This is a genomic window from Modicisalibacter xianhensis (assembly GCF_900113605.1).
Classification (GTDB): domain Bacteria; phylum Pseudomonadota; class Gammaproteobacteria; order Pseudomonadales; family Halomonadaceae; genus Modicisalibacter; species Modicisalibacter xianhensis.
Genome location: NZ_FOPY01000018.1, coordinates 33,258 through 58,431 on the forward strand (window position 1 = coordinate 33,258; position 25,174 = coordinate 58,431).

Below are 25,174 nucleotides of genomic sequence, written 5' to 3' on the forward strand. Positions count from 1 at the left end.
TTCAGGGGGAGGTTCCGCTCAGGCGGAAATCCCGGTGATCTTGACTTCAGTGTACCACTGACGGTGGCCCTGACGACGCATGGAATGCTTGCGACGACGGAACTTGATGATGCGGACCTTCTCGCCACGACCGTGCGACACGACTTCGGCGGACACCTTGGCACCGTCGACCAGCGGCGCGCCGACCTTGACGTCGTCGCCATCGGCAACCAGCAGCACCTGATCGAAGTCCAGGCTGTCGCCGGTGGCCACTTCAAGCTTCTCGAGCTTCAGGGTCTGGCCTTCCTGGACACGGTACTGCTTACCGCCGCTCTTGATAACTGCGTACATAACTCACTCTCCAGACACTCATCGGGGTGGGCTCTTCATCGACCTGCTGCGAGTGGCGCCCCTTCCGGCAGCCATCTGACAGGGAGCATGATGAGTAGGGTCGCGGATTATAACGGCTCGCGCGCGACACCACAAGGCCATTGCCATCGGGGCAGCAACTTGCCTTGACGCCCTGCAAAGGGGCTCATAGCATAACCCCACCCAAGGCCGGCCCCACCCGTGGCGTGGTACTTCTAAGCGGCCCAATTCCTTTATAGAAAGCCAACATGCAGCCTAACGCATCGCCAATCCATGCGGCGGTGGCAGAGGACTTCGCTGCCGTCGATCGCACCATCCTCGCCCAGCTCGGCTCCCGTGTCCCGCTCGTCGAAAGCATCGGCCACTACATCATCGAGAGCGGCGGCAAGCGCTTGCGCCCACTGCTGGTGCTGCTGGCCGCGCGTGCGCTGGACTACGGCGGTGATCGCCATGTCACCCTGGCCGCCCTGATCGAGTTCATGCATACCTCTACCCTGCTGCATGACGACGTGGTCGACGAATCGAGCATGCGCCGCGGCCGCAAGACGGCCAACGAGAACTGGGGCAACGCGCCTTCCGTCCTGGTCGGCGACTTCCTTTATTCCCGCTCGTTCCAGATGATGGTCGACGTCGGCTCGATGCGGGTCATGGAGATTCTCTCCGCCGCCACCTGCACCATTGCCGAGGGCGAAGTCCTGCAGCTGACCAACATCGGCAACCCCGACGTCGACGAGGCCGCCTACTTCGAGACCATCCAGGGCAAGACGGCCATGCTCTTCGAGGCGGCGACACACTGCGGCGCCGTGCTTGCCGAGGCCGACCCCGAGCGGGAGACAGCGCTGCAGCTCTACGGCCGCTACCTGGGCCTGGCCTTCCAGCTCACCGACGACCTGCTCGATTACCAGGGCGATGTGCAGACCATGGGCAAGAATGTCGGCGACGACCTCGCCGAAGGCAAGCCCACCCTGCCACTGATCCGCGCCATGGCCTGCGGCACGCCTGACCAGGCGCAGCTGATCCGCCGGGCGATACGCAAGGGCGGCCTGGACCAGCTCGACGAGGTGCTGGCCATCGTCGCAGAGACCGGCGCACTCGATTATACCCGCCAGCGCGCCGAGGAAATGTCGCGCCGCGCCCTGAGCCAGCTCGACGTGCTGCCCGACAGCCGTTTTCGCGACACACTGGCCACCCTGGCGCGGCTCGCCGTCGACCGTCAGGCCTGAATCGAGCGCGAGGGGTTGCGCGCACCAGCACGATGGGTATAATGCAGCACCGTTGAGGCGCAAGCCCAACCATGTCGGAGTGTAGCTCAGCTTGGTAGAGCACTGTCTTCGGGAGGCAGGGGTCGTAGGTTCAAATCCTATCACTCCGACCAGAATGTCCCGCAAACCGCCACCCTTGGGCTTCGCCCGGGTGGCGGTTTTCGTTTCACCCCTCCGCTACTGCGCGCCCAGCGATTTGGCCTCGATCTCCCGCCGCCGGTCCATCCAGCCCATGAGTGGCGCGGAAAGCATGCCGTACGACACGATCGAGATCAGCACGACGAGGGTGACCAGCGTCCAGACCGTGTCGACCTCGCCGAAGTCCTCGATTTTGGTGGCATAGGCCAGATAGTAGAACGAGCCGACACCGCGAATGCCGAACAGGCTGACGATCGAGCGTTCGCAGCGGTACATGCCACTACCTGCCAGGCTCAGCATGCCGATTACCGGTCGGATCACGAACAGCACGACAATGGCCGCCGCAAAGATCGGCCAGGTCAGGCCGTCGAGCAGCGTGCCGGCCAGGCTTCCCCCAAAGAGAACCAGCAAGGTCATCATCAGCAGGTGCTCGGCCTGCTCGGTGAAGTCGTAGAGTCGATGATTGTATTCGTTGTGATTATCCCGCCGCCGCATGACCAGCGCCGCCACGAATACGGCAATGAAGCCATAGCCATGGATCAGCTCCGCCCCGGCATAAGCCACGAAGGTAATGCCCAGCGATGCGAACCCCTGGCCGGTACGCGCGATGATCTTGTGTCGCACGCGATAGACGATATTGCCCAGCACGCTGCCCACCACCCATCCTGCGGCGCAGCCGGCGGCCACTCGCCAGACAACATCGAGAAGCAGCCACTCCCAGGTCCACGCACCCCAGCCAACCCCATGCGACGCCAGGCCGATGGCCAGAAAGATGAACGGGAATGCCAATCCATCGTTGAGACCCGCTTCCGAGGTCAGGCTGAAGCGCACCTCGTCCTCCGGCTCCGCCTGGGGCGGCCCTACGCGGACATCTGCCGCCAGTACCGGGTCGGTTGGGGCCAGCGCCGCCCCGAGCAATGCCGCCGCCTCCCAGGGCAACCCGAGGAAGAACGCGCCCAGCGCGGCAATTGCCGCAATGGAAAGCGGCATGGCCAACCCGATGAGCCGGGCGGTATTGGCCCACTCCCGCCACCGCAGCCGCTTGTCGATACTCAGCCCGGCTCCGGTGAGCGAAACGATGATGGTCAGTTCGGTCAGAAACGTCAGGGCAGCCGGATAGTCTCGAGGATTCAAGCCCTCCTCGCCCGCTACGGCGAAAATGGCGTAGCCGACCGCCACACAGATGATCGGCAAGGTCAACGGCAGATTACGGATGAAGATGGGAAACCAGGCCACCAGCAAGATCAGCAGCCCGAAGCCTCCCAACACATAGATATGCGATTCCACGCCAGCAGCCCTCCCTGGACATTTCGGCTTCACGCAGGCTCGCGTCCGTGAGCCTCGGTCACGTGAAACCAATCATTGTGCATGCCTACAGCTTAGCGACCCGTGCGGTGAGTGACACTGACAGCCTTTTGATAGCTCCAGGCTATCGAAACAGTGAACAGGTTCAAACGGCAAAAATCCCCACGCCAAGCCATCGTGACAGGTAAACCGAACAACAGGAATCAAGGTCGCGCCATGCAACGACTCTCTCTGGATACAGGTATCCTAAGGGTGAGGAACCTGACTGCCATGAAGGCATTCTGGGTCGACATGTTACGCCTGCCCGTGCTGGTGGAAACCGCCTCGACAGTCACCTTCGAGCTCGGTACGGATGCTCGCGGACACACCCAGGTCTTCATGCTGCTCGCCGATGAGCAGGCCGATACGCCGCGCCGCCTGACCCTGGAAGTCAGCGACAGGGAGTTTCCGATCTTCTGCGAGCACTTGCGACAGCGTGGCGCTTACCTGTTCCAGAGCGAGGACAGCAGCGCCCCGGGCTGTGCCTGGCGCATCCTGAGCTGCAATGCGCCCGAAGGCCATCGCCTGATCATCATTGGCATCGATCCGACACGTTGCGCCCCCTCATCGCCTATCTTTTCCATGCCACGGCAATGATGACTCAATCCGACATCCAGGTTTCCGCCGCCTTGCGTGCCCGCTCGACAGCTGCCTTACGCGCCTTGTTACGACGATAGCGACGCACCAGCGCCACGCCCACCGCCACCAGCAGCATGGCCCCCAGCGTGACACCCTGCCAGGGCCGTGCAGCATCGCCCAGCACCGTTTCCAGCGTGATAATCAGCACGAATCCGAGCGCCTGGCTGGCAATCGCCAAGGCGCGCAGCGGATCGAAAGACTTGCCCATGACAGTACTCCGGCAGCGCATACGCCGCATGATGACAGGAACGAACGACAACAGTAGGCTGACAGCATTGTAACCGGCGCCATGCGCCGCACGAAAACCCGTTCCCGCTACCCGAAGGACACCTGGCCCGTCATGGACGCCCTTGCGCTTGGCCCGTTACTGATTCCCCTGCCCCGCCTGTACGCCTTCATTGCCGCCCTGGTCCTGCTGCTGGCCAGCCTGCCAGTGCTGCGCCTGGCCACCCCCCTGCGCACCCGCTGGTTCAACGGCCTGTTGCTGGCCTGGCTGGTTGCCGCCCGCCTGGGCCATGTCCTCATGCACTGGGATAGCTATTCGGCCTCTCCGCTGGATGGCCTGAAGTTCTGGCAACCCGGCTACAGCGCCACCTGGGGGCTGCTTGGCGCAGCGGCATGGAGCGCGTGGATACTGCGCCATCGCCTGGTCACGCTGATCACCTCGCAAGTCCTGCTGGCCACCGCCTTTGCCCTGTGGCTGGGGCTTTCCCTGTGGAATCCGCTAGCCGGCGATCAACAGATACAGGCACTGCCCGAACTGGCGCTGGACAACCTCGACGGTGAGCACGTGGCGCTGTCATCACTTCAGGGCGAGACGGTCATTCTCAACCTCTGGGCAAGCTGGTGCCCACCCTGTCGGCGCGAGATGCCCCTGCTTGCCCAGGCCGATGCCCGTGACGGTGTTCAGGTAGTCGTGGCCAACCAGGGCGAAACCCTGCTGGAAGTGACACGCTACCTGGATACCCATGGCCTGTTCTTCGAACACGCACTGCTCGACCCACGACAGCAGCTCATGGCATTGACCGCCGCCCCGGGCTTGCCCACCACTCTGCTTTTCGATGCTTCCGGCCGACTCGCCGACCAGCATGTCGGTGAACTGTCGCGCGCGCAGCTCGAAGCCTGGCTATCCCGCTAGTGCCTGCCGTTCACGCCACTGGCGGCCTTGCGACAACGCTTAATCGTCCACTGCATTTCCTGTAAGATACCGCGCCCCGTCGCTGCCATCGCGGCTTGGCAGGATGGATTGCGGCGGGCGAGCACCGTTTTTCGAGCATCGAGGCACCATGAGCGAATTCATTCCCGGCCAGCGCTGGATCAGCGACGGCGAGGCCGAACTGGGCCTGGGCACTATCCTGAACGTCGATTTCCGCAGCGTGACCGTCCTGTTCGCCGCCAGCCAGGAGACGCGCACCTACAGCGTGCGGCAGGCACCGCTGACCCGCGTGGTCTTCGGCAGCGGCGACCGCATCGATGCCGCCGATGGCTGGCAGTTGATCGTCGACGACACCAAGGAGATCGACGGGCTGATCGTTTATATCGGCGAAACCGACGACGGCGAGCTGCGCGAGCTGTCGGAGGCCCAGATCGCCGACAGCATGCAGTTCAACCAGGCACGCGATCGCCTGTTGACCGGTCAGGTCGACCGCAACGACTGGTTCGATCTGCGCTTCCGCACCCTGCACCATTTCCATCGTATCGAGCAGAATCCGGCGCTGGGCCTGGCCGGCCCCAAGATCGACCTGATCCCGCACCAGTTGTATATCGCCGATGAAGTCTCGCGGCGCCATGCCCCGCGCGTACTGCTCGCCGACGAGGTGGGGCTGGGCAAGACCATCGAGGCGGGCCTGATCCTGCATCGCCTGCTGCTCACCGGCCGCGCCCAGCGTGCGCTGATCCTGGTGCCCGACAGCCTCACTCATCAGTGGCTGGTGGAACTGCTGCGCCGCTTCGGCCTGGAAGTCACCCTGCTCGACGAGCAGCAGAGCCAGGCCTATGGCGATGCCAACCCCTTCGAGGCCGGCCAGTTGGTCCTGGCCAGCCAGCAGTGGCTATTCGCCAATCCGCACCGCCAGTCCCAGGCCGACGACAGCCACTGGGACATGCTGATCGTCGACGAGGCACACCATCTTGACTGGTCGCCGGAGGGCAGCGGGCCAGGGTATGCCTGTGTCGAGCGACTGGCCCATGCCACGCCCGGCCTGTTGCTGCTCACCGCCACGCCGGAACAGATGGGCGTGGAAAGCCATTTCGCCCGCCTGCGCCTGCTCGACCCGGACCGCTACCATGACCTTGCCGCCTTCAAGGCCGAAGAAGCCGGCTATATTGAGGTCGCCACCGCCATCGATGCGCTCGATTCCCTGCCCGGCGAAAGCGCTGCCTTTACGGCGGTCGAGCGTGTCATTGACGATAGCGACAGCCAGGCGCTGCTAGAGACTCTGGTCGATGCCGAGAGTGGCGAGGCGCAGCGCGACGCCGCACGCCGTCAATTGCGCGAACAACTGCTCGATCGCCATGGCACCGGCCGGGTGATGTTCCGCAACAGCCGTCGCCATGTTGCCGGCTTCCCCGAACGTCGTCTTCATACTGCCTCGCTGGAACTGCCCTCGGCCTATCGGCGCTTGCTGCGCAAGCTGGGCCGCGACGAGGATGCCCTCGATGAACTGTTGATCGAGACCGGCCTCGACCACCCCGACGTATTGCTGTATCTCGACACCACCTACCGAGCCCTGTCCGACGACCCGCTCAACGCCGAGCCTTGGTGGCAGATCGATCCACGCGTGACCTGGCTGCTGGAACTGCTTACCGATGCCGGCCGAGACAAGGTACTGGTAATCGCCCATGACCGTGAAACGGCCACCGATCTCGCGGAAGCGCTGCGTGTGCTGGGTGGCATGCATGCCCCAGTCTTTCACGAGGGCATGAGCCTGGTCGAGCGCGACCGTGCAGCCGCCGATTTCTCTGACGAGGAAGAAGGTAGCCAGGTCATGGTGTGCTCGGAGATCGGCTCGGAAGGACGCAATTTCCAGTTCTGTCGCCACCTGGTGATGTTCGATCTGCCGCAACATCCCGATCAGCTCGAGCAGCGTATCGGCCGCCTCGATCGTATCGGTCAGCGCCACGCCATTGAAATTCACGTGCCGGTCTTCGCCGACAGCCCCGGAGAGCGCCTGCTGCGCTGGTATCAGGAAGGGATGGACGCCTTCAGCGCGCCGCATGGCGTGGGCAGCGACTTGTACGACGCCTTCGGTGATGCCCTGGCCGATGCCCTGCTCGATCCGGAGAGCCTCGACGCGATCATCGCCGAGACCCGTGCCTTGTTCGAGACACGCCTGGCCGAACGTGACGCCGGCCGCAACCGCCTGCTGGAGCTCAACGCCTGCCGTCACGAGCGTGCCGAGACTGTTGCCAGCGCCATCCGCGAGCTGGACACGGACAAGGCCCTGCCACGCTATCTCGACCAGGCCTTCGACATTTTCGGCATCGATAGCCAGGACCTGGGCGGCGATATGAACCATCTGCGTGCCGGCCCACACATGCTGGACGGCCTGCCAGGCCTGGCCAAGGGAGAGGAGGGCTTCACGGCTACCACCTCGCGCAGCCGCGCCCTGACACGCGACGATGTCCAGCACCTGTCCTGGGAACATCCACTTGTGCGCGAAATCGTGGGCCGAATCCTCGATGGCGCAATGGGCAATACCGCCCTGGCCCTGCTCAATCATCCGGCGATCCCCGCCGGCCGGCTGATGGTCGAGCTGGTGTTCCGTACCTACTGCCCGGCGCCCTCGCGCCTGCACGTCAATCGCTTCCTGCCGCCCACGGCAATTCGCGTACTGCTCGACGAGTCCGGTGCCAACCTGTCGGACAAGGTGTCCTTCACCGGGCTTGCCAAGAACCTCAAGAAGGTCAAGAAAGCTGTGGCACGCGATCTCATCAAGTCGCGCCATGATCAATTGCGGGAGTTGCTGACTCAGGGCGAAGGTGAGGCCGATCGCGAGCTGCCGACCATCATCGAGACGGCTCAGCAACGCATGCGTGATGAGCTCGATGGCGAGCTTACCCGCCTGCAGGCGCTTGCCCGCCACAACCCGGCCGTCCGCGACGACGAGATCCAGGCCCTGCGCGACGAACGCCAGGCCCTCGATACGGCCATCGAGGGCACCCGCTTGCGTCTGGATGCCGTGCGGGTGATCGTGACCGTGGATAATGAAACGCGGCGCTAAGCCTCACCGACCCAGGATCGCGGACAAGGCCTCGTCCAGAGTCGGATAGACGAACGTGAACCCTGCCTCCTCGAGCCGCCGGGGCCGCATGTCGGCCCCGGTCAGCAACAGGCGGGACATCTCCCCCAGGGCCATTCTCAATAACGGCGCCGGGGCCGGGATCAGCGCCGGACGCTGCAGATGCTTGGCCAGGGTGCGCGTGAATTCGGCATTGGTTACCGGGTGGGGTGCCGAACCGTTAAAAGGCCCTTCCAGTGCCGCCTCGCGCAGGAGAAACTCGATACTGCGCACCAGGTCTAGCCGATGAATCCAGGGCATGAACTGCTGCCCTTTCCCCATGCGTCCGCCCAGCCCCAGCCGGAAGGCGGGCAGCATCTTTTGCAGCGCTCCACCGCCGGCATCCAGCACCAGACCAGTGCGCAGCAGTGCCACCCGCACACCATAACGTTCGGCGCCACGTGCCGCCGCCTCCCATTCGGCGCATAGCCGGTGCGCAAACTCGTCGTGGGGCTCGGTATCCTCATCGACCTGGCGACGCGCCTGATCGCCGTAATAGCCCATCGCCGAGCCCGAAACCATCACTTCGGGCGGTGTCGGGAGTTTCGAGCATAGCGTTACGAGATCTTGCGTGATCGTCAGCCGGGACTCGCGCAGGCGCTGTTTCTGTGCCTCGCTCCAGCGCCGACCGGCAATCGATTCACCCGCGAGATTGACGATGGCTTCCGGCGAGGTGTCAGTGAAATCGAGCACGCGCTGGCGAATATCGCATCCGGAAGGCAACTGCCGGCGCGCCTTGTCCGGTGAACGGGACACGACCGACAACGCATGGCCCCGCTCCTGAAGATAGCGGCATAGCAGCTGCCCGACGAAGCCACTGCCTCCGGTAATCAGAATACGCATGACGCCTCCCCACTTGCCCAAGGTTTATACAAATATTCTACACAACTGCTAACCTAGTAAGTCTAGCCACGCTGTTTGGCCCTGTGGCGGTCCTGTATCAAGAGAACGGTGAAAAATGTCGGCAAAACGACATCCACAAACCGCATTCAGGGTAGCTGTCGATTGCGGGTAGCCGGGGTTGTACAATCCAAGGGCCTTGTACAATATAGATGACCGACATCCTGTCGAGGCTAAACGCACTGCCGGCCTCGCCATCGCCAAAGCGCGGCAGTCAAGCTTTTCCAGCAAGAGGAATGCGTGTGCATGAATGACAAGGCGATGAACCCGGCCGATGCGCCGCTCTACCCGATACGTGAGGTGTCCCGGCTGACCGGCGTCAACTCGGTCACACTGCGCGCCTGGGAGCGCCGCTATGGGTTGATTCGCCCCCAGCGCACCCCCAAGGGGCATCGCCTTTATGCCCGCGACGATATCGCGCGTATTGAGCGCATCCTGCAGTGGCTGGGCCGCGGCGTCCCGGTCAGCCAGGTACGTGACCTGATTGATCAGCCTGAAACCGCCACGCCTGCGCCCGACACCGAAAGCGGGGACTGGGACAGTCAGCGCCAGCAACTGATTGCCGCCGTGGAAGCGCTGGATCTTTCCCGGCTCGAGGCCCTGTTCAACCAGAGCCTGGCCCTTTACCCGGTCAATGTCGCCCTGGCGGAGCTATGGCACCCCGCGCTGGCCCAGCTCGAGGAAGCCTGGGGCGACAAGCTGGGGGCAGGGCTGCAGCGCAGCCTGCTCGAAGCCTTCCTGCGCACTCGGGTGGGCACTCGCCTCTACCATGCCAACCATGTCGCGCGCGGTCCACGTCTGCTGGTGTCACGCCTCCCCGAGGAAACCCACCAGTTGGGTTCGCTGTTGCTGGCGCTGGCAGCCTCGCACGAAGGCTATCGCGTGGTACTGCTGGATGATGCACCGCCGCTCAACGAACTGTCTCTGGCCGTCGACCGCTTGCATATCGCCGCGGTGGTGCTGGTCAGCGCGCAAGCGGAACGCTCCGAACTGATGCGTCGGCAATTACCACGCTTGGCCGAACAACTGGCCATTCCCGTCTGCCTGGCTGGCCCCGTCACACGCATCCGTGCCGCAGACCTCGAAAACAGCGGCCTTGAAACACTGGGAGAAGACCCCGTGCAGTCAGCCAGCCGACTGGGCCCACTGCTCAGCCACTAATCGTATCGACCCCGGCAGGAGATCAGCGATGGCTCGCCAACTCGTCTGGTTTCGCAGCGACCTGCGTACGCTCGACAACACGGCCCTGGCCGCCGCCGCTGCCAAGGGCCCCGTGATCGCCGTATTCCTGCACTGCCCTTCCCAGTGGCAGGCACATGGCCACGGCGCCAACAAGATCGACTTTTGCCGGCGTGGCGTCGAAGCGTTGCGCGAGGCGCTTACCGGTTTGAACATTCCGCTTCTGCAGCGCAGTATTTCCCGCTTCAGCGAGGCACCGGACACATTACTGGCATTGGCACGCGAGCATGACATCGCCACGTTGCACTTCAACCGCGAATATCCGCTCAACGAATGGCGCCGCGATCAGGCCGTTGTCGAGACTTTCGGGCAGGCCGGCCTGGGCGTACAGGCACATACCGATGCCGTGGCCTTTGCCCCGGGCGAGCTGCTGACGGGCAAGAACGAGTTCTATCGGGTCTTCACCCCTTTTGCCAAGGCCTGGCACCGCGAAGTAGATCATCAACGCCTGGCCCTGCGCGACGACCCTGCGCCGCAGAAGCGCCTGGCACTCGACAGCGACCCCTTACCCAAACTGGCCGGCGAAGGCGCTGGGCACCCCATCGACGCCGGCCTCTGGCCTGCCGGCCAGGACGCCGCCGCCGGCCGACTGGAACGCTTTCTGCGCTACCGGGCCCGACACTACCGCGAGGCCCGAGACCAGCCTTCAGTGCACGGCACCAGCGAGCTTTCACCTTACCTGGCCCTGGGGATGATTTCCTACCGCCAGTGCCTGCAGGCAGTGATGAGCGAGAACGGCGGCCACCTGGCCGATGGCGATGCCGGTCTGACAGCCTGGGTCAACGAACTGATCTGGCGCGAGTTCTACCAGCATATTGCCTTTGGCTTTCCCGAGGTATGCCGACATCGGCCTTTTCAGGCGCATACGGCAGACCTGCCCTGGCGGGACGATGACGAAGGCTTCAAGGCCTGGTGCAACGGGCGCACCGGTTATCCGCTGGTCGATGCCGCCATGCGCCAGCTCGTGACGACGGGATGGATGCACAATCGGTTACGCATGGTCACCGCCATGTTCCTGAGCAAGCACCTGCTGATCGACTGGCGGCGCGGCGAAGCCTTCTTTCTCGAGCATCTGGTCGATGGCGAGTTCGGCGCCAACAACGGCGGCTGGCAATGGGCCGCTTCGACAGGCACCGATGCCGCGCCCTACTTTCGGATCTTCAATCCCATTACCCAGTCGCGACGCTTCGATGCCGAGGGCAGCTTCATCGCCGACTTCGTCCCCGAACTGGCCGAATTGTCGACAAAGGCTCGCCACGACCCGTCGGGTGAAGCACGTAAGACGGCGGGATATCCAGCAGCGATTGTCGACCACAAGGCCGCCCGCAAGCGGGCCCTGGACGCCTTCAAGTCACTACAGACGCCCCGAGCGGAGAGACTCAGTTGACTGTCTGGGACGCATTGAGATAGCGCGCCTCGATGGCATCGGCCGATTCGGGGCGGGCAAACAGGAAGCCTTGGGTCAGTGGACAGCCGTGCTCGATCAGGAAGTCGCACTGGGCCTGGTTCTCGACGCCTTCGGCGACCACTTCCAGATGTAATCCGCGTGCCATGGCCAGCACTGCCACGACGATGGCGGCATCGGCCCGGTCATCGGGCAGGGCTTGAACGAAGGCACGGTCGAGCTTGAGCTTGTCGACGGGGAGTCGCTTCAGATAAGCCATGGAAGAGTAGCCGGTTCCAAAATCGTCGATGGCGATCTGGTGGCCCTGGCTGCGCAGCGCTTCCAGGCGCGGCGAAATATCGCCGGCACGCTCGTCGAGCAGCACCGACTCGGTGAGTTCCAGTCCCAGCATGGCCGCCGGGACCTTGTGCTGGGCCAGCGAGGCAGCCAGCCGCGACTCCAGGTCGCCCTGAATCAACTGCAGCGCGGAAATATTGACCCAGATGGGCACTCGCGGCATGCCGCTGGCCCGCCAGCTGGCCTGCTGGGCCACGGCACGTTCGATCACCCAGTTACCCAAGGCGGTCATGAGCCCATGGCGCTCGGCCAAGGGGATGAAATCGGCCGGCGAGATCATGCCCTGTTCCGGGTGCCGCCAGCGCAGCAGGGCCTCCATGCCCACCAGCGCACCGTCGATCAAGCGGTGCTGGGTCTGGTAGAACAGCTCGAGCTGACCGCCCTGCGCCAGGGCACGGCGCAACTCGTTGACCAATGCCAACTGACGATCGCCTTCGACTTCGAGCGAGGGACGAAAGCGCCTGTCGTGATTGCGCCCGTGACGCTTGGCGCTGTAGAGCGCCGATTCCAGGCGCTGGAAGAGGATGCCTGAATCGCTGCCATCCTCCGGGGCTCGACAGCTGCCGATGGTCAGGCCCAGGCGCAGGGAGTTGCCATTGAGTTCGAAGGGTTCGCTCAAGTGCTCGCGCAGGCTGGTAATCCATTTCTCGTGATCGTCGAACGTCGTGGTTCGGATGACCATGAATTCGTCACCGCCCAGGCGGCCAACCACCCCACCGGCCACGAATGCGGCAAGACGCTGCCCGAATCTCGCCAGCAGCCGGTCGCCATTGTCTACGCCCAAGCCATCGTTGACTGCCTTGAAGCCATCGATATCAATCAGTGCCAGATCGAGCCCCTCGCCGGCGCGCAGGCGCTGCAAGCGTGAAGTCAGCATGTCGTGCAGGCGGCGACGATTGGGCAGACCGGTCAGCGGATCCTCGAAACCGATGCGGCGCAGGTCCTGCTCGCGGGCCTTGTGTCGTGAAATATCGGTAAACAGGCCGACATAATGCGTGACGTGCCCGCGCTCATCGGGGCAGGACTGGACCCGTAGCCACTCGGGAAACTGGTCGCCATGCTTGCGCTGGTTCCAGATCTCGCCCTCCCAGCGGCCGGTGGCATGCAACGTCTGCCAGTAACGGTCATAGAAAGCCTTGTCGTGACGCCCCGCCGATAGTGCGGACGAGTCCAGGCCGTGCACTTCATCGTGTGTATAGCCGGTAATCTGGGTGAAAGCGGGGTTGACGGTCACGATACGATTGCGACTATCGGTAATGACCACACCATCCTCGGAGAGCTTGAGTGCCTCTTCGCTGAGCTGGCGGCGCCGGTGCTCGCGGCGCACCTGTCGCCAGCAATCGACCAGGCCGACGACTACGATGGCCAGCGCCGCCAGTCGCAGCGAAGCGAATGGCAGCCAGGCCATTGCCATCAGGGCGGCCAGGCCCATCCAGGCCAAAGGTCGATTAAGCGAAAAGGAAGGCCACATGGTATCTCATCGTTGGTTTCGGTAGCCGACATCAGCGGGCATCATGCCCCGCGGGGGAAGTTGGGCGCAAGCCGAAAGCGCTCAACGGCTGGCGTTGCGCCGGCCTGGTCAGCGAACTATGGTGATTGACATGTCGCCAAACGCCGTCAGTAATGGTGCGCATGGCGTGCATTCGCCGCGCGCTACCAGTAGACTAGGCCCGTCCAGTAGACTAGGCCCGTCTGCGCAGGGCGCACGATGCTCAATTCTGACTCTCGGAACGATTCAGTGACCAAGCAACACTCCTTTAGCTACGAAGAGCTGCTGGCATGCAGCAGAGGCGATCTGTTCGGCCCGGGCAATGCCCAGTTGCCGGCACCCAATATGCTGATGCTCGACCGCATCACTCGGATCTACGAGGATGGCGGCAGGTATGGCAAGGGGGAACTGGTGGCCGAACTGGATATCCGCCCCGACCTGTGGTTCTTCGGTTGCCATTTCCCTGGTGATCCGGTCATGCCCGGTTGCCTGGGCCTGGATGCCATGTGGCAACTGGTCGGTTTCTACCTGGGCTGGCTGGGTCATCCCGGGCGCGGCCGGGCACTGGGCTGCGGCGAGGTCAAGTTCTCGGGGCAAGTCATGCCCGATGCCGGCAAGGTCACCTATCACATTCACATGAAGCGGGTGATCACACGCCGGCTGATCCTGGGCATCGCCGATGGCACCGTGGCCGTCGACGGTAACGAGATCTACCAGGCCAATGACCTGCGTGTCGGCCTGTTCACCTCCACTGCGAATTTCTGATCAGGAGGCTTGCATGCGACGAGTGGTAGTCACCGGCCTGGGCATCGTTTCCTGTCTCGGCAATGACCAGCACCAGGTGCTGGATGCCCTCAAGTCCGGTAGGTCAGGCATTCGCTTCAAGGAAGAGTATGCCGAACGAGGTTTCCGCAGCCAGGTTGCCGGCACGGTCGACATCGACCTCGATGCATTGGTCGACCGCAAGCAGCGCCGCTTCATGGGCGATGCTGCTGCTTATGCCTACGTCTCCATGGCTCAGGCCATCGAAGACGCCGGCCTGACGCCCGAGCAGGTATCCAACGACCGCACTGGCCTGATCGCCGGTTCTGGCGGCGCTTCCAGCGCCAATCAGGTGGAAGCGGCCGATGTGCTGCGCGAGAAGGGCCTGCGTCGTGTCGGCCCCTACCGCGTCACCCGCACCATGGGCAGCACGGTGTCGGCGTGTCTGGCGACCCCCTTCCAGATCAAAGGCATCAACTATTCCATTTCCTCGGCCTGCGCCACGTCCGCGCATTGCATCGGCAATGCCGTCGAGCAGATCCAGCTCGGCAAGCAGGATGTCGTGTTTGCTGGCGGTGGCGAGGAGGAACACTGGACGCTGTCATGCCTGTTCGATGCCATGGGCGCCCTGTCAACCGGCTACAATGACACCCCCGAAAAGGCCTCGCGCCCCTACGACAAGGCCCGTGACGGCTTCGTCATTGCCGGTGGCGGCGGCATGCTGGTGCTGGAGGAACTCGAGCACGCCAAGGCACGTGGCGCCAAGATCTATGGCGAAGTGGTCGGCTACAGCGCCACCTCGGACGGCTACGATATGGTCGCCCCATCCGGTGAAGGTGCCGTGCGCTGCATGCGCCAGGCCATGCATGGCCTCGAAGGCGGGCTCGACTACATCAACACCCACGGCACCTCCACGCCGGTCGGTGACCTCGCCGAACTCAAGGCGATCCGCGAGGTGTTCGGTGGTGCCACCCCGCCGATGAGCTCCACCAAGTCGCTGACTGGCCATTCGCTGGGTGCCACTGGCGTGCAGGAGGCCATCTACTCGCTGTTGATGATGGAACACGGTTTCATCGCTGCCTCGGCCAACATCGAGCAACTCGATGAGCAGGCCGAAGGCTTCGATATCGTGACGACGCGTCGCGACGTCCCCGTCAATCGTATTCTTTCCAACAGTTTTGGCTTCGGCGGCACCAACGCTTGCCTGGTCATGGAAAAGCTGCGCGACTGATCCCGGGCACGAACTCACCGTACCCACGCGAAACGGGCGCCCTTGCAGGCGCCCGTTTTCATGCCAGTTCCGCCATCCAGTTCAGGCCGGCATGCGTGGCGATGGCGACTGCGCCCGCTCGGGACGCGGCACCTCCGATATTTCCTCTAGCTGAGCCTCGATCCACTGCTCGACCTCGCGCAGCACGTCTTCCGGCGTTCTGCCCTCGGTAGGGATGGGTTCGCCCACCACCAGCGACAGGCGGCCGGGGTTCTTGACCCAGTGCCGGCCCGGCCAGCGCTCGCCGGCATTGTGAGCCACCGGCAATACCGGCACGCCGGCCCGGCAGGCAATCACCGCACCGCTCTTGTTGTAGCGACGCCGCTGACCGGGATCGACTCGCGTCCCTTCGGGAAAGATCAATACCGAGAGACCTTCCTCAAGACGCTGCGGCCCCTGGCTCAGGACCTGTTTCAACGCTTTGGAGGGCCGTGAACGATCCAGCGCAATCGGGTGCAGCAGGCGCAGCGCCCAGCCGAACAGCGGCAGGCGCAGCAGTTCCTGCTTGAGTACAGTGCATACCGGTGGCTTGAGAATCTGCAGGTAGATGGTCTCCCACTCGCACTGGTGATTGGAGAGGATGACCATGGGACCTTCGCGCAGCCGCTCATGACCACGCACGTCATAACGAATGCCGCAAACCCAGGAAAACCAGGCAATGATGAAGTGGTTATAGAGGTTCAGTAGTCGGTAGCGCGACGTTAACGGCAACAGTGGCGCTATCGGTAGGCAAAGCAGGCCGAAGAACAAAATGGCAAGAAAATAGCCCAGATAGAAGATCACGCTTCGCAGCGCATTCATGCGTTCTCCCCCTGTGTCTTGTAGGCCTGGCACCAGGTATCCAGCATGCGCCCCAACTCCAGCCGCCAGGGTTTCTGATGCACGCCGAAGACGTCCAACACCCGACGGCAATTGAGGACCCGCCGCAGGGGTTGGTCGTGGTGATGGTTGAGGGCAACCAATTGGCCTAGCTCGGCCATCTCTCCCAGGCCTTCGAGACGTGTCGCCAGTTGCGTGCGCACCACCGACGTGAAGGTATAGGCGCTGACCGGTTCCGTACCGGCCAGGTGATAGGCGCCCCAGGCATTGGCGCCACAGGCCTGCTGCTGCAACATGCCAATCAGCGCCATGGAGACCGAATCCGCTGATGTCGGACAGAAGATGACATCCTCGGCGGCCCGCACTTCCCGGCCGGTCAGCAGGTTGTCGAGCAACTCGGTCAACCAGGCGCCAGCGCCTTCCAGGGCGAACAGCGGGCCCAACCGCACGATCAGATGCCGGGCATGCTGTTCGCGGATACGGTTACCGGTCAGGATCAACCGCTGCAGGCTTTCATCTCGCGGTGCCGGGATGACATGCTCGTCGATGGGCGCTTCGGCGCCATCTTCATAGAGCTGATCCGAGACGCACCACACCATCGGCAATCCAGTCTGCCGGCAGGCATCCAGGCAGGTCTCGACCGCCTCGGCATGTGCCGTCACCGCCGAGGGGTCGGCATTGATCGGCTGAGCCAAGGGCGGGATCACCAGGGCATCGGGAGCCACCTCCTCAAGGTGCTCGAGGCTCACCGCCACATTTTCCTCGATTTCCAGCACGGTATCACCGCGCCGGTTGGCCTCGCGGGCCAGTGCCAGGCTCAGACAATGCCCGGCATCCAGAATCAACAGCTTCACGGCGCTTCCTTTTATCGCAATCTCGCCCGAGGCAAACGGGCAACGGGCCGGCAACCCTCCCTGGTCTAGGGGGCCCATACTTAGCATGTCACCTGGGCGCTGTCATCACCGCCATTCTCATCGCAGCCGCTTTGCGGCACCATGCCCGATAACCATTCATCACCCATCGAGGCACTCCATGACCGAGACCGCTCACTGCGTCTGGTCCGGCCGCGCGCAACTTGGCGAAGGCCCGCTGTGGTCGACCGAGCACCGACTCCTGCTATTCGTCGACATCCGTGGCAGTCGCCTGCTTGCGTACTCTCCGGATGACGGTTCAACCCGCGACTGGCCCATGGCGGAAGCCTGTTGCTGGCTGGTGCCGCATGTCCAGGGCGGCTTCATTGCAGGCCTTCGCTCACGGCTGGTCCGCCTCCAGTTGGGTCCCGACGGCCCCTGTATCGTCGAGACGCTGGCTCGCCCGCTCACCGGGCGGTCGGGACAGCGTCTCAACGACGGCAAGGCTGACCCGTCAGGGCGGTTGTGGTTCGGCACCATGGACGATGCCGAGCGGGAAGCCAATGGCAGCTTCTACCGCTTCGACCGCCAGGGCCTGCATGAGGCCGATATGGGCTACGGCGTTCCCAATGGCCCCGCGATCACCGCCGATGGCGCCACGCTTTATCATACCGACAGCCCCTCAGGCACTGTTTATGCCTTCGATGTGACGGACGGCAAGCTCGCCAACAAGCGAGTCCATTTACGCTTCGACGCCGACAAGGACGGCTACCCGGACGGCATGACCCTCGACACCGAGGGCGGCCTGTGGGTCGCTCACTGGGGCGGCGGTCGTCTCAGCCGGTTTCTGCCGGACGGCACGCTGGACCGCCAGGTTTCTCTTCCCGCTTCGCGGGTTACCAGTTGCGCCTTCGGCGGTGATGATCTCGCCACGCTATATATTACCACTGCCGGTGTGGACCGTGATGCCGAGCCACAGGCAGGCGCCCTATTTGCGTTCCGCCCCGGGGTGACCGGCCACGCACCCTGCTCTTATGAATGAAGCATCGGTTCCGCTATCGCGCGAGTTCTATGCACGCCCGGCTCTGGAAGTCGCCCGCGACCTGCTCGGCAGACACGTGGTACGCCGCATCGGCGAGAAGGCTCTGGTGGGCCGTATCATAGAGGCCGAGGCCTATGGCGGTGCACTGGATTCCGCCAGCCACGCCTCAAGGGGCCTGACGCCACGTACAGCCCCGATGTTCGGCCCACCCGGCCATGCCTACGTCTACCTCATATACGGCCTGCACGACATGCTCAACGTGGTGACCGGCCCCGAGGGCGAGCCAAGCGCCGTCTTGCTCAGGGCCATGACCCCGGTTCGAGGTGAGGCGCAGATGATCGCCCATCGTGGCGGTCGGCGCGGACGCGTACTCAGCGATGGTCCTGGCAAGCTGGCCCAGGCCATGAACGTCAGCGTGAGCGAGCTCAACCGTCACGACCTGTGCCTTGGCGAACGGTTATGGCTGGCGCCGGGCGAGCCGGTACCCGATGCTCGCGTCACGGCCGGCCCACGCATCGGCATAGATTATGCTGAACCACAGGATCGGGATGCCCCATGGCGCTTCATCATTGCCCGCTGAACGTCACTTCTTCTCTGGGCGAATCGCCCAACCAGCGGCAGCGATCACGACGGCGATAGCGATCCCCAGCTCCAGTATCTCGCGCCCGGCGCCAAGCCGGACGGCGTTTTCCACGAAGAAGATCACCAGCACGATGCTGGCAATGTTGACCAGAGAATGCTTGAGATCCTTGAAGCTCGAGACGTGCAACGGGCCTTCACTGGAGTAGGAGGATTGAATAAACAGGCGGTACATACCGTGAGCCATGATCTGAAAACTCGCTGCAATGAGTAGAAGATCCATCATTTTGAGCAGGCCGACCGAACTGGCCTTGATGGTCTCGCTATCCCAGAAATGGCCACTGAGCGTGTTCCATACCACCTGGACGAACACAATCCCGGCAAAGATGTACAGTAACAGGGCGGCCAGCATGGCAAGGATGACGGTGACATAAGTCAGTGTACGGCTGCGTGACAACCACTTTTCCATGACAGGCTCCTGCGTCGATACGACCAGTTTTCTTATCGCATATACGTAACCTGCCGGCTCAAGACAAGCCATCCATGCTTCCCCGCATGAAAAAGCCCGCAAGAAGCGGGCTTTTTCATGCTTGTCATGAGATCGGGCTGACTAGAAGGGGATCTCGTCGTCGAAATCATCGAAACTGCCAGGGTTCGGCGCGCCGTAGTTGCCGCCCCCCTGCTGGCCGCCGGCCGGGGGCTGCTGTGGCGGGCGCTGCTGTGGCTGACCACCACCGCCCTGGGGCGCATTGCCATAACCGCCCTGCTGGCCGTAACCGCCCTGCGGCGCACCGTAGTTGTTCTGCGGCGCCTGGCCATAATCGGCACCGCCGCCACCCTGGCCGCCCCGCGAGTCGAGCATCTGCATGTCATTGGCAACGATCTCGGTACTGTAACGATCCTGACCATCCTGTCCCTGCCACTTGCGGGTCTGCAGGCGACCTTCGATATAGATTCGCGAGCCTTTCTTGACGTATTGCTGGGCGATCTCGGCCAGCTTGTTGAACAGCACAACTGAGTGCCATTCGGTACGCTCCTGGCGCTGACCGCTCTGGCGATCGGTCCAGCTGTCGGTAGTTGCGATACGCAGGTTCGCCACCGGGTTGCCCGACGGCAGGAAACGCACATCGGGATCCTGCCCCAGGTTACCGATCAGAATGACCTTGTTTACACCACGGGCCATGGTTGACTCCTTACATGATCTTGGAATTGAGAGACCTGAGACAGGCCACGTGAAACGTCCCGCCGATGCGACGCCTGACTGACAGGCTCAGGCGCCGCGGTGCGTATGCCGCGAACCTGCCACCCGGGCCAGGGCATCTGCATCGAGCCGCTGCCGATCCACCTTGAGATAGGCGACTCGCTCTTCAGGCACCACGAGCACGTCTTCCACGCCCGCCACACTGGCAAAACGCGCCATCAGCGTATCCAGCGCATCGCCTTCCTGCTCCTCCAGCGCCACCACCTCGCTCGACAGGTGACGCGGCGCCGGCATGCCCCAGATCACCATCAGCCATACGGCGGCAAGCAGGGCGGTGCCGAGAAATACTGCATCATAACCGAAACGCTGCGCGAGAGCGCCCCCGAGCACCCCGCCCAGAAACGCCCCCAGAAACTGGCTGGTCGAGTAGATGCCCATGGCAGTGCCCTTGGCACCGGCCGGCGCCAGCTTGCTGATCATCGACGGCAGTGTCGCCTCGAGCAGGTTGAATGCCACGAAGAAGGCCAACAACAGGCCGATCAGCACCCAGCGCTGATGCCCCAGTTCGCCCAGCAGCAGCAATACCAAGGTCATCGCGGCCACGGTGCCAAGGAAGGTCACCTTCATACGGCGATATTTTTCCGCCACGATCACCAGCGGCACCATAAATACGAAGGCCATCCCCATCACTGCGAGATAGACCCAACCTTGATGCTCGGCCTCGATACCCACGTCCACCAGTCGGAATGGCAATGCCACGAAGGCGGCCATGAGAATGAGGTGCAGCGAGAAGATCGAGAAATCCAGGCGCAGCAGGTCGCTGCGTGTCAGGGTCGAGCGCAGTTGGCTGCGGTCCAGGCCTACATCACGATGCTGCGCACGGCGCGGAGCAGCCGGGACCAGGCGCCACAGCACGACCAGACTCAGGATGGCCAACACTGCCGTGAACCAGAACACACCAGAAAGCCCGAAGGACGACGCGATCAACGGCCCGACCACCATCGCGATGGCGAATGCCACACCGATCGACAGCCCGATGGTAGCCATGGCAGCGGTACGCACCTGTTCGCGGGTCTGGTCAGCCAGCAATGCCATTATCGCTCCTGCCACGGCGCCACTGCCCTGCAGGCAGCGCCCGACAATGATCTCCCCGATCGTCGTCGCCTGCGCAGCAACGAGGCTACCCACGATGAACAGCACCAGTCCACCGGCGATGACAACCTTGCGCCCGATCCGATCGGACAACAGCCCAAAGGGGATCTGCAGCACGGCCTGGGTCAGGCCATACGCACCCAGCGCCAACCCGACCAGCAGGGGCGTGGCCCCGGCAAGGTCCTCGGCATACAGCGCCAGGACCGGAAGCACCATGAACAGGCCCAGCATTCGGGTGGCATACAGGCCGGCCAGGCCGGTAATGGCACGACGTTCAGTGGCAAGCAGACGAGAGCTCATGAGCGGGATCGCATACAGATGGAAGCGGTTTGCAAAGCGGCGGCTCATGCACAGGCAGCCGTCAGCGGGGCTGATATTCTACCGGCCCGAGCGGGCGGAGGAAAAGCATAGTGTTGTTTTGCCGCGCCTGCCCACCTCCCGGGCCGGCACACTTCCACTGGCGTGCTATGGTGAAGGCGGCCTAGATCGTATAATTGAAACTTTTGCGATGCGTATGAGGTGGGAATGGACAAGATCCAGGTCAGGGGTGCCCGAACGCACAACCTCAAGAACATCGATGTCGAGTTGCCACGCGACAAGCTGATCGTGGTGACCGGTCTGTCCGGGTCCGGCAAGTCGTCGCTGGCCTTTGACACGCTGTACGCCGAGGGGCAACGCCGCTATGTCGAGTCGCTTTCCACCTATGCCCGACAGTTCCTGTCGATGATGGAAAAGCCCGACGTGGATCACATCGAAGGTCTGTCGCCGGCAATTTCCATCGAGCAGAAATCCACCTCGCACAATCCACGCTCCACGGTCGGCACGATCACCGAGATCTACGACTATCTGCGCCTGCTGTTTGCCCGTGCCGGTACGCCGCGCTGCCCCGAACACGGCACCGACCTTGAGGCCCAGACGGTCTCGCAAATGGTCGACCAGGTGCTGACGCTCCCCGAGGGCAGCCGCCTGATGCTGATGGCGCCGGTAGTCTCGGGACGCAAGGGTGAACACCTGCAACTGATTGCCGAACTGCGCGCGCAAGGCTTCGTGCGCGCCATGGTCGATGGCAATGTGGTCGAACTCGACGATGTGCCTGCCCTGGAAAAGAACAAGAAGCACGACATCAGCGTGATCGTTGACCGCATCAAGGTACGTGACGACCTCCAGCAGCGTCTGGCGGAGTCCTTCGAGACCGCACTGAACCTTTCCGACGGTATCGCCGTGGTGCATTTCATGGATGGCGAGCGGGAAGACCTGACCTTTTCGGCGCGTTTCGCCTGCCCCGTCTGCGGTTACTCCATCGCCGAACTTGAGCCGCGGATGTTCTCGTTCAACAATCCGGCAGGTGCCTGCCCGTCCTGCGACGGGCTGGGTGTACAGCAATTTTTTGACGCCGACAAGCTGATCAGCCACCCCGAACTGTCGTTGGCTGAAGGCGTGATCAAGGGCTGGGACAGGCGCAGCGTCTATTACTTCAATCAGCTCGAGGCCGTGGCCAAGCATTACCGCTTCAAGCTGGAGACGCCATGGAACGAGCTCGCCCGGCATGAGCGCGAGGTCATCCTGCATGGTAGCGGGCATGATGCCGTCGCTTTCAGTTATGTGAACGACCGTGGCCGCAAGGTGACCCGCGAGCACCCCTTCGAGGGTGTGCTACCCAATATGCAGCGTCGCTATCGGGAAACCGAGTCGAACATGGTCCGCGAGGACCTTGCCAAGTACCTGGCGGTACAGCCCTGCCCCACCTGCCACGGCAGCCGCCTGCGCCGGGAATCGCGCAACGTCTTCATCGACGATCATACCCTGCCCGACATCGTGCATTTCCCGATCGGTGAGGCCTGGAACTACTTTCGCCAGCTTGAATTGCCAGGGCGCAAGGGCGAGATCGCCGTCAAGATCATCCACGAGATCCACGCGCGCCTGGAATTTCTGGTCAACGTCGGTCTCGATTACCTGAACCTGGAGCGCAGCGCCGATACCCTGTCGGGCGGCGAGGCCCAGCGCATCCGTTTGGCGAGCCAGATCGGTGCCGGCCTGGTCGGGGTCATGTACATCCTTGACGAGCCATCCATTGGCCTGCACCAGCGCGACAACGACCGACTGCTCAAGACGCTCGAGCATCTGCGCAATCTCGGTAATACAGTGATCGTCGTCGAACATGACGAGGACGCCATTCGTGCTGCCGATCATGTTCTCGACATCGGTCCCGGCGCTGGCGTACATGGCGGCACGATCGTGGCCCAAGGCACTCCGAAGGACATCCAGCGCAACACGGCATCACTGACCGGCCAGTACCTGGCCGGCACACGACGAATTGAGGTGCCACCCCATCGCATTCCCGGCAATCCAGAAAAAACGCTGTGCCTGACCGGCGCACGCGGCAACAATCTTCAGAACGTCGACCTGGAATTACCACTGGGGCTCTTCATCTGCGTCACGGGGGTATCCGGTTCGGGCAAGTCGACGCTGATCAATTCGACGCTAATGCCGATCGCGGCTCGCGAGCTCAACCGTGCAACGACGCTGACCCCCGAGCCCTACACGCATATCGAGGGGCTCGATCAGCTCGACAAGATCATCGACATCGACCAGAGTCCCATTGGCCGCACGCCGCGCTCGAACCCGGCAACCTATACCGGCATCTTCACGCCGATCCGCGAACTGTTCGCTGGCACCCAGGAGGCGCGATCGCGCGGTTACAAGCCTGGCCGCTTCAGCTTCAACGTCAAGGGCGGACGCTGCGAAGCCTGCCAGGGTGAGGGCATGATCAAGGTCGAGATGCATTTTCTGCCCGACATTTACGTCCCCTGCGATGTCTGTAAAGGCAAGCGCTACAATCGCGAGACGCTCGAGGTCAAGTACAAGGATCGCAGCATCCATGAAGTGCTCGAGATGACCGTGGAGGAAGCGCTCGACTTCTTCAGCCCGGTCCCAGCCATTGCCCGCCGGCTACAGACGCTGATGGATGTCGGCCTGTCCTACGTGCGTCTCGGCCAAAGCGCCACCACGCTCTCCGGTGGCGAAGCGCAGCGTGTCAAGCTTGCCCGCGAGTTGGCCAAACGTGACACAGGCAAGACGCTGTACATTCTCGATGAACCGACAACCGGGCTGCACTTCGAGGACATTCGTCAGTTGCTGACCGTCCTGCATCGCTTACGCGATCATGGCAACACCATCGTGGTAATCGAGCACAACCTGGACGTGATCAAGACCGCCGACTGGTTGGTGGACCTTGGACCCGAAGGGGGATCCGGCGGTGGGCGCATCATTGCCGAGGGCACACCAGAGCAGGTTGCAGCAATGTCACATTCGCACACGGGGCGCTTTCTGCAACCGCTACTCGAGCGGAAAACCGTGGATATGGCCGAAAGCTGAAGCGCGAAGGCTCTCCAGCCAGCCCACCAAAATAAGGGCCCCGATGGAAACCATCGGGGCCCTGGGCGTGGTTCGGGGCTTCCCTAACGAGACATCGGCTTCCTGCCGACGGCATCCTCCCTGATGCCAATAACGCTCCCTGTCATGAAAGCAACATCCTGTTGCCTGGACTTCCTGTCCGAAACGTCATTCCCTGCCCCGACCAATCCTTCCAGACTGGGCTGCATCCCTGCAGCACGGCGACCGCTCACTCATCACCGCTCGAACGAGTACAACTCTAGTACAAGAAAAAATGACACTCAAGAAATTTTTAAACTATTTTAACTTTTACTATCACGGGTTAAGAAAACTGCATAACATTGATCTTCCCCCCGGAAACGAAAAAACCCCAGCCGGTTGGCTGGGGTTTTCGAAGAGATGCCTGACGATGACCTACTCTCGCATGGGGAGGCCCCACACTACCATCGGCGCTGAGCGGTTTCACTGCTGAGTTCGGCATGGGGTCAGGTGGGACCCGCTCGCTATGGTCGTCAGGCGTAACTGTGGCGTGCTGCCGAAGCAGCACCCAAATACCTGGTGCTCTAACAACGTGATCAAGCTGACGCGATACGACTCGCGTATCCGTGTGTCGTGGCGACCGCCACCCGGGCCGTCAGGCCCCTTGGGTGTTATATGGTCAAGCCTCACGGACCATTAGTACGGGTTAGCTCAACGCATTGCTGCGCTTCCACATCCCGCCTATC

General features: G+C 62.8%; 21 protein-coding genes, 1 tRNA gene and 2 rRNA genes. 12 read left to right on the plus strand and 12 right to left on the minus strand.

Annotated elements, in window-relative coordinates; translation table 11 throughout:
- Window positions 1–18 precede the first annotated feature (18 nt).
- Window positions 19–330: a 50S ribosomal protein L21 gene (gene rplU / locus BM194_RS17870; RefSeq protein ID WP_092849665.1), complete on the minus strand. Its 312-nt coding sequence runs from the start codon at window positions 328–330 to the stop codon at window positions 19–21.
- A 266-nt stretch (window positions 331–596) separates the two neighbouring features.
- Between rplU and ispB the strand changes: the two genes are divergently transcribed.
- Together ispB and BM194_RS17880 are read left to right on the plus strand one after the other, a co-directional pair.
- Window positions 597–1,571, plus strand: coding sequence for an octaprenyl diphosphate synthase (ispB, locus tag BM194_RS17875; RefSeq protein WP_092849668.1), 975 nt, complete (start codon window positions 597–599; stop codon window positions 1,569–1,571).
- Window positions 1,572–1,646: 75 nt separating this feature from the next.
- Window positions 1,647–1,723 (plus strand) — tRNA-Pro (locus BM194_RS17880).
- Between the two features lie 64 nt (window positions 1,724–1,787).
- Here BM194_RS17880 and BM194_RS17885 read toward each other — a convergent pair.
- On the minus strand, window positions 1,788–3,035 hold the full coding sequence (locus BM194_RS17885) for a cation:proton antiporter (protein WP_092849670.1): 1,248 nt from the start codon (window positions 3,033–3,035) through the stop codon (window positions 1,788–1,790).
- A gap of 234 nt (window positions 3,036–3,269) precedes the next feature.
- Between BM194_RS17885 and BM194_RS17890 the strand changes: the two genes are divergently transcribed.
- On the plus strand, window positions 3,270–3,689 hold the full coding sequence (locus BM194_RS17890) for a VOC family protein (RefSeq protein WP_218155425.1): 420 nt from the start codon (window positions 3,270–3,272) through the stop codon (window positions 3,687–3,689).
- A 4-nt stretch (window positions 3,690–3,693) separates the two neighbouring features.
- Here BM194_RS17890 and BM194_RS17895 read toward each other — a convergent pair whose 3' ends face one another.
- Complete coding sequence (locus tag BM194_RS17895) at window positions 3,694–3,939, minus strand: hypothetical protein (RefSeq protein WP_092849674.1); 246 nt, start codon at window positions 3,937–3,939, stop codon at window positions 3,694–3,696.
- Between the two features lie 132 nt (window positions 3,940–4,071).
- On the opposite strand from BM194_RS17895, the gene BM194_RS17900 reads away from it, so the two are divergent.
- Both BM194_RS17900 and rapA read left to right on the plus strand, forming a co-directional pair.
- Window positions 4,072–4,869 (plus strand): TlpA disulfide reductase family protein, encoded by a 798-nt coding sequence (locus tag BM194_RS17900; RefSeq protein WP_092849677.1) that lies wholly within the window; start codon window positions 4,072–4,074, stop codon window positions 4,867–4,869.
- 148 nt (window positions 4,870–5,017) lie between these two features.
- Window positions 5,018–7,954: an RNA polymerase-associated protein RapA gene (rapA, locus tag BM194_RS17905; protein ID WP_092849679.1), complete on the plus strand. Its 2,937-nt coding sequence runs from the start codon at window positions 5,018–5,020 to the stop codon at window positions 7,952–7,954.
- A gap of 3 nt (window positions 7,955–7,957) precedes the next feature.
- Here the strand turns inward: rapA and BM194_RS17910 are convergent, their stop codons facing one another.
- On the minus strand, window positions 7,958–8,854 hold the full coding sequence (locus BM194_RS17910; RefSeq protein ID WP_092849681.1) for a TIGR01777 family oxidoreductase: 897 nt from the start codon (window positions 8,852–8,854) through the stop codon (window positions 7,958–7,960).
- A gap of 303 nt (window positions 8,855–9,157) precedes the next feature.
- Here BM194_RS17910 and BM194_RS17915 point away from each other — a divergent pair, with 303 nt between their 5' ends.
- Both BM194_RS17915 and phrB read left to right on the plus strand, forming a co-directional pair.
- Entirely contained in the window at window positions 9,158–10,072 is a 915-nt protein-coding gene (locus BM194_RS17915) for a MerR family transcriptional regulator (RefSeq protein ID WP_092849684.1), read from the plus strand.
- 28 nt (window positions 10,073–10,100) lie between these two features.
- Window positions 10,101–11,537, plus strand: a complete 1,437-nt coding sequence (gene phrB, locus BM194_RS17920) for a deoxyribodipyrimidine photo-lyase (protein WP_092849686.1) — start codon at window positions 10,101–10,103, stop codon at window positions 11,535–11,537.
- On the opposite strand, the gene BM194_RS17925 is transcribed toward phrB, so the two are convergent.
- Window positions 11,530–13,362 carry a putative bifunctional diguanylate cyclase/phosphodiesterase gene (locus BM194_RS17925; RefSeq protein ID WP_092849688.1) on the minus strand — a complete coding sequence of 611 codons (1,833 nt, stop codon included), beginning with the start codon at window positions 13,360–13,362 and terminating at the stop codon, window positions 11,530–11,532. The genes phrB and BM194_RS17925 overlap by 8 nt on opposite strands.
- Window positions 13,363–13,629: 267 nt before the next feature.
- Between BM194_RS17925 and fabA the strand changes: the two genes are divergently transcribed.
- The gene (gene fabA, locus BM194_RS17930) at window positions 13,630–14,145 is read left to right on the plus strand and encodes a 3-hydroxyacyl-[acyl-carrier-protein] dehydratase FabA (RefSeq protein ID WP_092849689.1); all 516 of its coding nucleotides are present in this window, start codon (window positions 13,630–13,632) and stop codon (window positions 14,143–14,145) included.
- 13 nt (window positions 14,146–14,158) lie between these two features.
- Window positions 14,159–15,373 carry a beta-ketoacyl-ACP synthase I gene (gene fabB, locus BM194_RS17935; RefSeq protein WP_092849692.1) on the plus strand — a complete coding sequence of 405 codons (1,215 nt, stop codon included), beginning with the start codon at window positions 14,159–14,161 and terminating at the stop codon, window positions 15,371–15,373.
- Between the two features lie 81 nt (window positions 15,374–15,454).
- Here fabB and BM194_RS17940 read toward each other — a convergent pair whose 3' ends face one another.
- Window positions 15,455–16,213, minus strand: a complete 759-nt coding sequence (locus BM194_RS17940) for a lysophospholipid acyltransferase family protein (protein ID WP_092849694.1) — start codon at window positions 16,211–16,213, stop codon at window positions 15,455–15,457.
- The gene (locus BM194_RS17945) at window positions 16,210–17,085 is read right to left on the minus strand and encodes a sugar nucleotide-binding protein (protein WP_092849696.1); all 876 of its coding nucleotides are present in this window, start codon (window positions 17,083–17,085) and stop codon (window positions 16,210–16,212) included. Before BM194_RS17945 ends, BM194_RS17940 begins: the two co-directional genes overlap by 4 nt.
- Before the next feature lie 178 nt (window positions 17,086–17,263).
- Here BM194_RS17945 and BM194_RS17950 point away from each other — a divergent pair, with 178 nt between their 5' ends.
- Both BM194_RS17950 and BM194_RS17955 read left to right on the plus strand, forming a co-directional pair.
- On the plus strand, window positions 17,264–18,124 hold the full coding sequence (locus BM194_RS17950; RefSeq protein ID WP_092849700.1) for an SMP-30/gluconolactonase/LRE family protein: 861 nt from the start codon (window positions 17,264–17,266) through the stop codon (window positions 18,122–18,124).
- Window positions 18,117–18,704 carry a DNA-3-methyladenine glycosylase gene (locus tag BM194_RS17955; RefSeq protein ID WP_092849703.1) on the plus strand — a complete coding sequence of 196 codons (588 nt, stop codon included), beginning with the start codon at window positions 18,117–18,119 and terminating at the stop codon, window positions 18,702–18,704. The genes BM194_RS17950 and BM194_RS17955 overlap by 8 nt, the downstream gene beginning before the upstream one ends.
- A gap of 3 nt (window positions 18,705–18,707) precedes the next feature.
- Here BM194_RS17955 and BM194_RS17960 read toward each other — a convergent pair whose 3' ends face one another.
- The 3 genes from BM194_RS17960 to BM194_RS17970 form a co-directional block, all read right to left on the minus strand.
- The gene (locus BM194_RS17960) at window positions 18,708–19,172 is read right to left on the minus strand and encodes a YqhA family protein (protein ID WP_166671114.1); all 465 of its coding nucleotides are present in this window, start codon (window positions 19,170–19,172) and stop codon (window positions 18,708–18,710) included.
- Window positions 19,173–19,313: 141 nt separating this feature from the next.
- Complete coding sequence (gene ssb / locus BM194_RS17965; protein WP_092849707.1) at window positions 19,314–19,886, minus strand: single-stranded DNA-binding protein; 573 nt, start codon at window positions 19,884–19,886, stop codon at window positions 19,314–19,316.
- An 87-nt stretch (window positions 19,887–19,973) separates the two neighbouring features.
- A complete protein-coding gene (locus BM194_RS17970) occupies window positions 19,974–21,356 on the minus strand; it encodes an MFS transporter (protein WP_177223463.1) in 1,383 nt (460 codons plus the stop codon).
- Window positions 21,357–21,581: 225 nt separating this feature from the next.
- On the opposite strand from BM194_RS17970, the gene uvrA reads away from it, so the two are divergent.
- Window positions 21,582–24,431: an excinuclease ABC subunit UvrA gene (uvrA, locus tag BM194_RS17975; protein WP_092849710.1), complete on the plus strand. Its 2,850-nt coding sequence runs from the start codon at window positions 21,582–21,584 to the stop codon at window positions 24,429–24,431.
- Window positions 24,432–24,850: 419 nt separating this feature from the next.
- On the opposite strand, the gene rrf is transcribed toward uvrA, so the two are convergent.
- Window positions 24,851–24,966: ribosomal RNA gene (rrf, locus tag BM194_RS17980) — 5S ribosomal RNA — on the minus strand.
- A 137-nt stretch (window positions 24,967–25,103) separates the two neighbouring features.
- A 23S ribosomal RNA gene (locus tag BM194_RS17985) occupies window positions 25,104–25,174 on the minus strand; the annotation flags it as partial.

Coding starts and splice junctions, on each gene's coding strand:
- rplU (WP_092849665.1), bottom strand. CDS start 330: ATGTACGCAGTTATCAAGAGCGGCGGTAAGCAGTACCGTGTCCAGGAA.
- ispB (WP_092849668.1), top strand. CDS start 597: ATGCAGCCTAACGCATCGCCAATCCATGCGGCGGTGGCAGAGGACTTC.
- BM194_RS17890 (WP_218155425.1), top strand. CDS start 3,270: ATGCAACGACTCTCTCTGGATACAGGTATCCTAAGGGTGAGGAACCTG.
- BM194_RS17895 (WP_092849674.1), bottom strand. CDS start 3,939: ATGGGCAAGTCTTTCGATCCGCTGCGCGCCTTGGCGATTGCCAGCCAG.
- BM194_RS17900 (WP_092849677.1), top strand. CDS start 4,072: ATGGACGCCCTTGCGCTTGGCCCGTTACTGATTCCCCTGCCCCGCCTG.
- rapA (WP_092849679.1), top strand. CDS start 5,018: ATGAGCGAATTCATTCCCGGCCAGCGCTGGATCAGCGACGGCGAGGCC.
- BM194_RS17910 (WP_092849681.1), bottom strand. CDS start 8,854: ATGCGTATTCTGATTACCGGAGGCAGTGGCTTCGTCGGGCAGCTGCTA.
- BM194_RS17915 (WP_092849684.1), top strand. CDS start 9,158: ATGAATGACAAGGCGATGAACCCGGCCGATGCGCCGCTCTACCCGATA.
- phrB (WP_092849686.1), top strand. CDS start 10,101: ATGGCTCGCCAACTCGTCTGGTTTCGCAGCGACCTGCGTACGCTCGAC.
- BM194_RS17925 (WP_092849688.1), bottom strand. CDS start 13,362: ATGTGGCCTTCCTTTTCGCTTAATCGACCTTTGGCCTGGATGGGCCTG.
- fabB (WP_092849692.1), top strand. CDS start 14,159: ATGCGACGAGTGGTAGTCACCGGCCTGGGCATCGTTTCCTGTCTCGGC.
- BM194_RS17940 (WP_092849694.1), bottom strand. CDS start 16,213: ATGAATGCGCTGCGAAGCGTGATCTTCTATCTGGGCTATTTTCTTGCC.
- BM194_RS17950 (WP_092849700.1), top strand. CDS start 17,264: ATGACCGAGACCGCTCACTGCGTCTGGTCCGGCCGCGCGCAACTTGGC.
- BM194_RS17955 (WP_092849703.1), top strand. CDS start 18,117: ATGAATGAAGCATCGGTTCCGCTATCGCGCGAGTTCTATGCACGCCCG.
- BM194_RS17960 (WP_166671114.1), bottom strand. CDS start 19,172: ATGGAAAAGTGGTTGTCACGCAGCCGTACACTGACTTATGTCACCGTC.
- ssb (WP_092849707.1), bottom strand. CDS start 19,886: ATGGCCCGTGGTGTAAACAAGGTCATTCTGATCGGTAACCTGGGGCAG.
- BM194_RS17970 (WP_177223463.1), bottom strand. CDS start 21,356: ATGAGCTCTCGTCTGCTTGCCACTGAACGTCGTGCCATTACCGGCCTG.
- uvrA (WP_092849710.1), top strand. CDS start 21,582: ATGGACAAGATCCAGGTCAGGGGTGCCCGAACGCACAACCTCAAGAAC.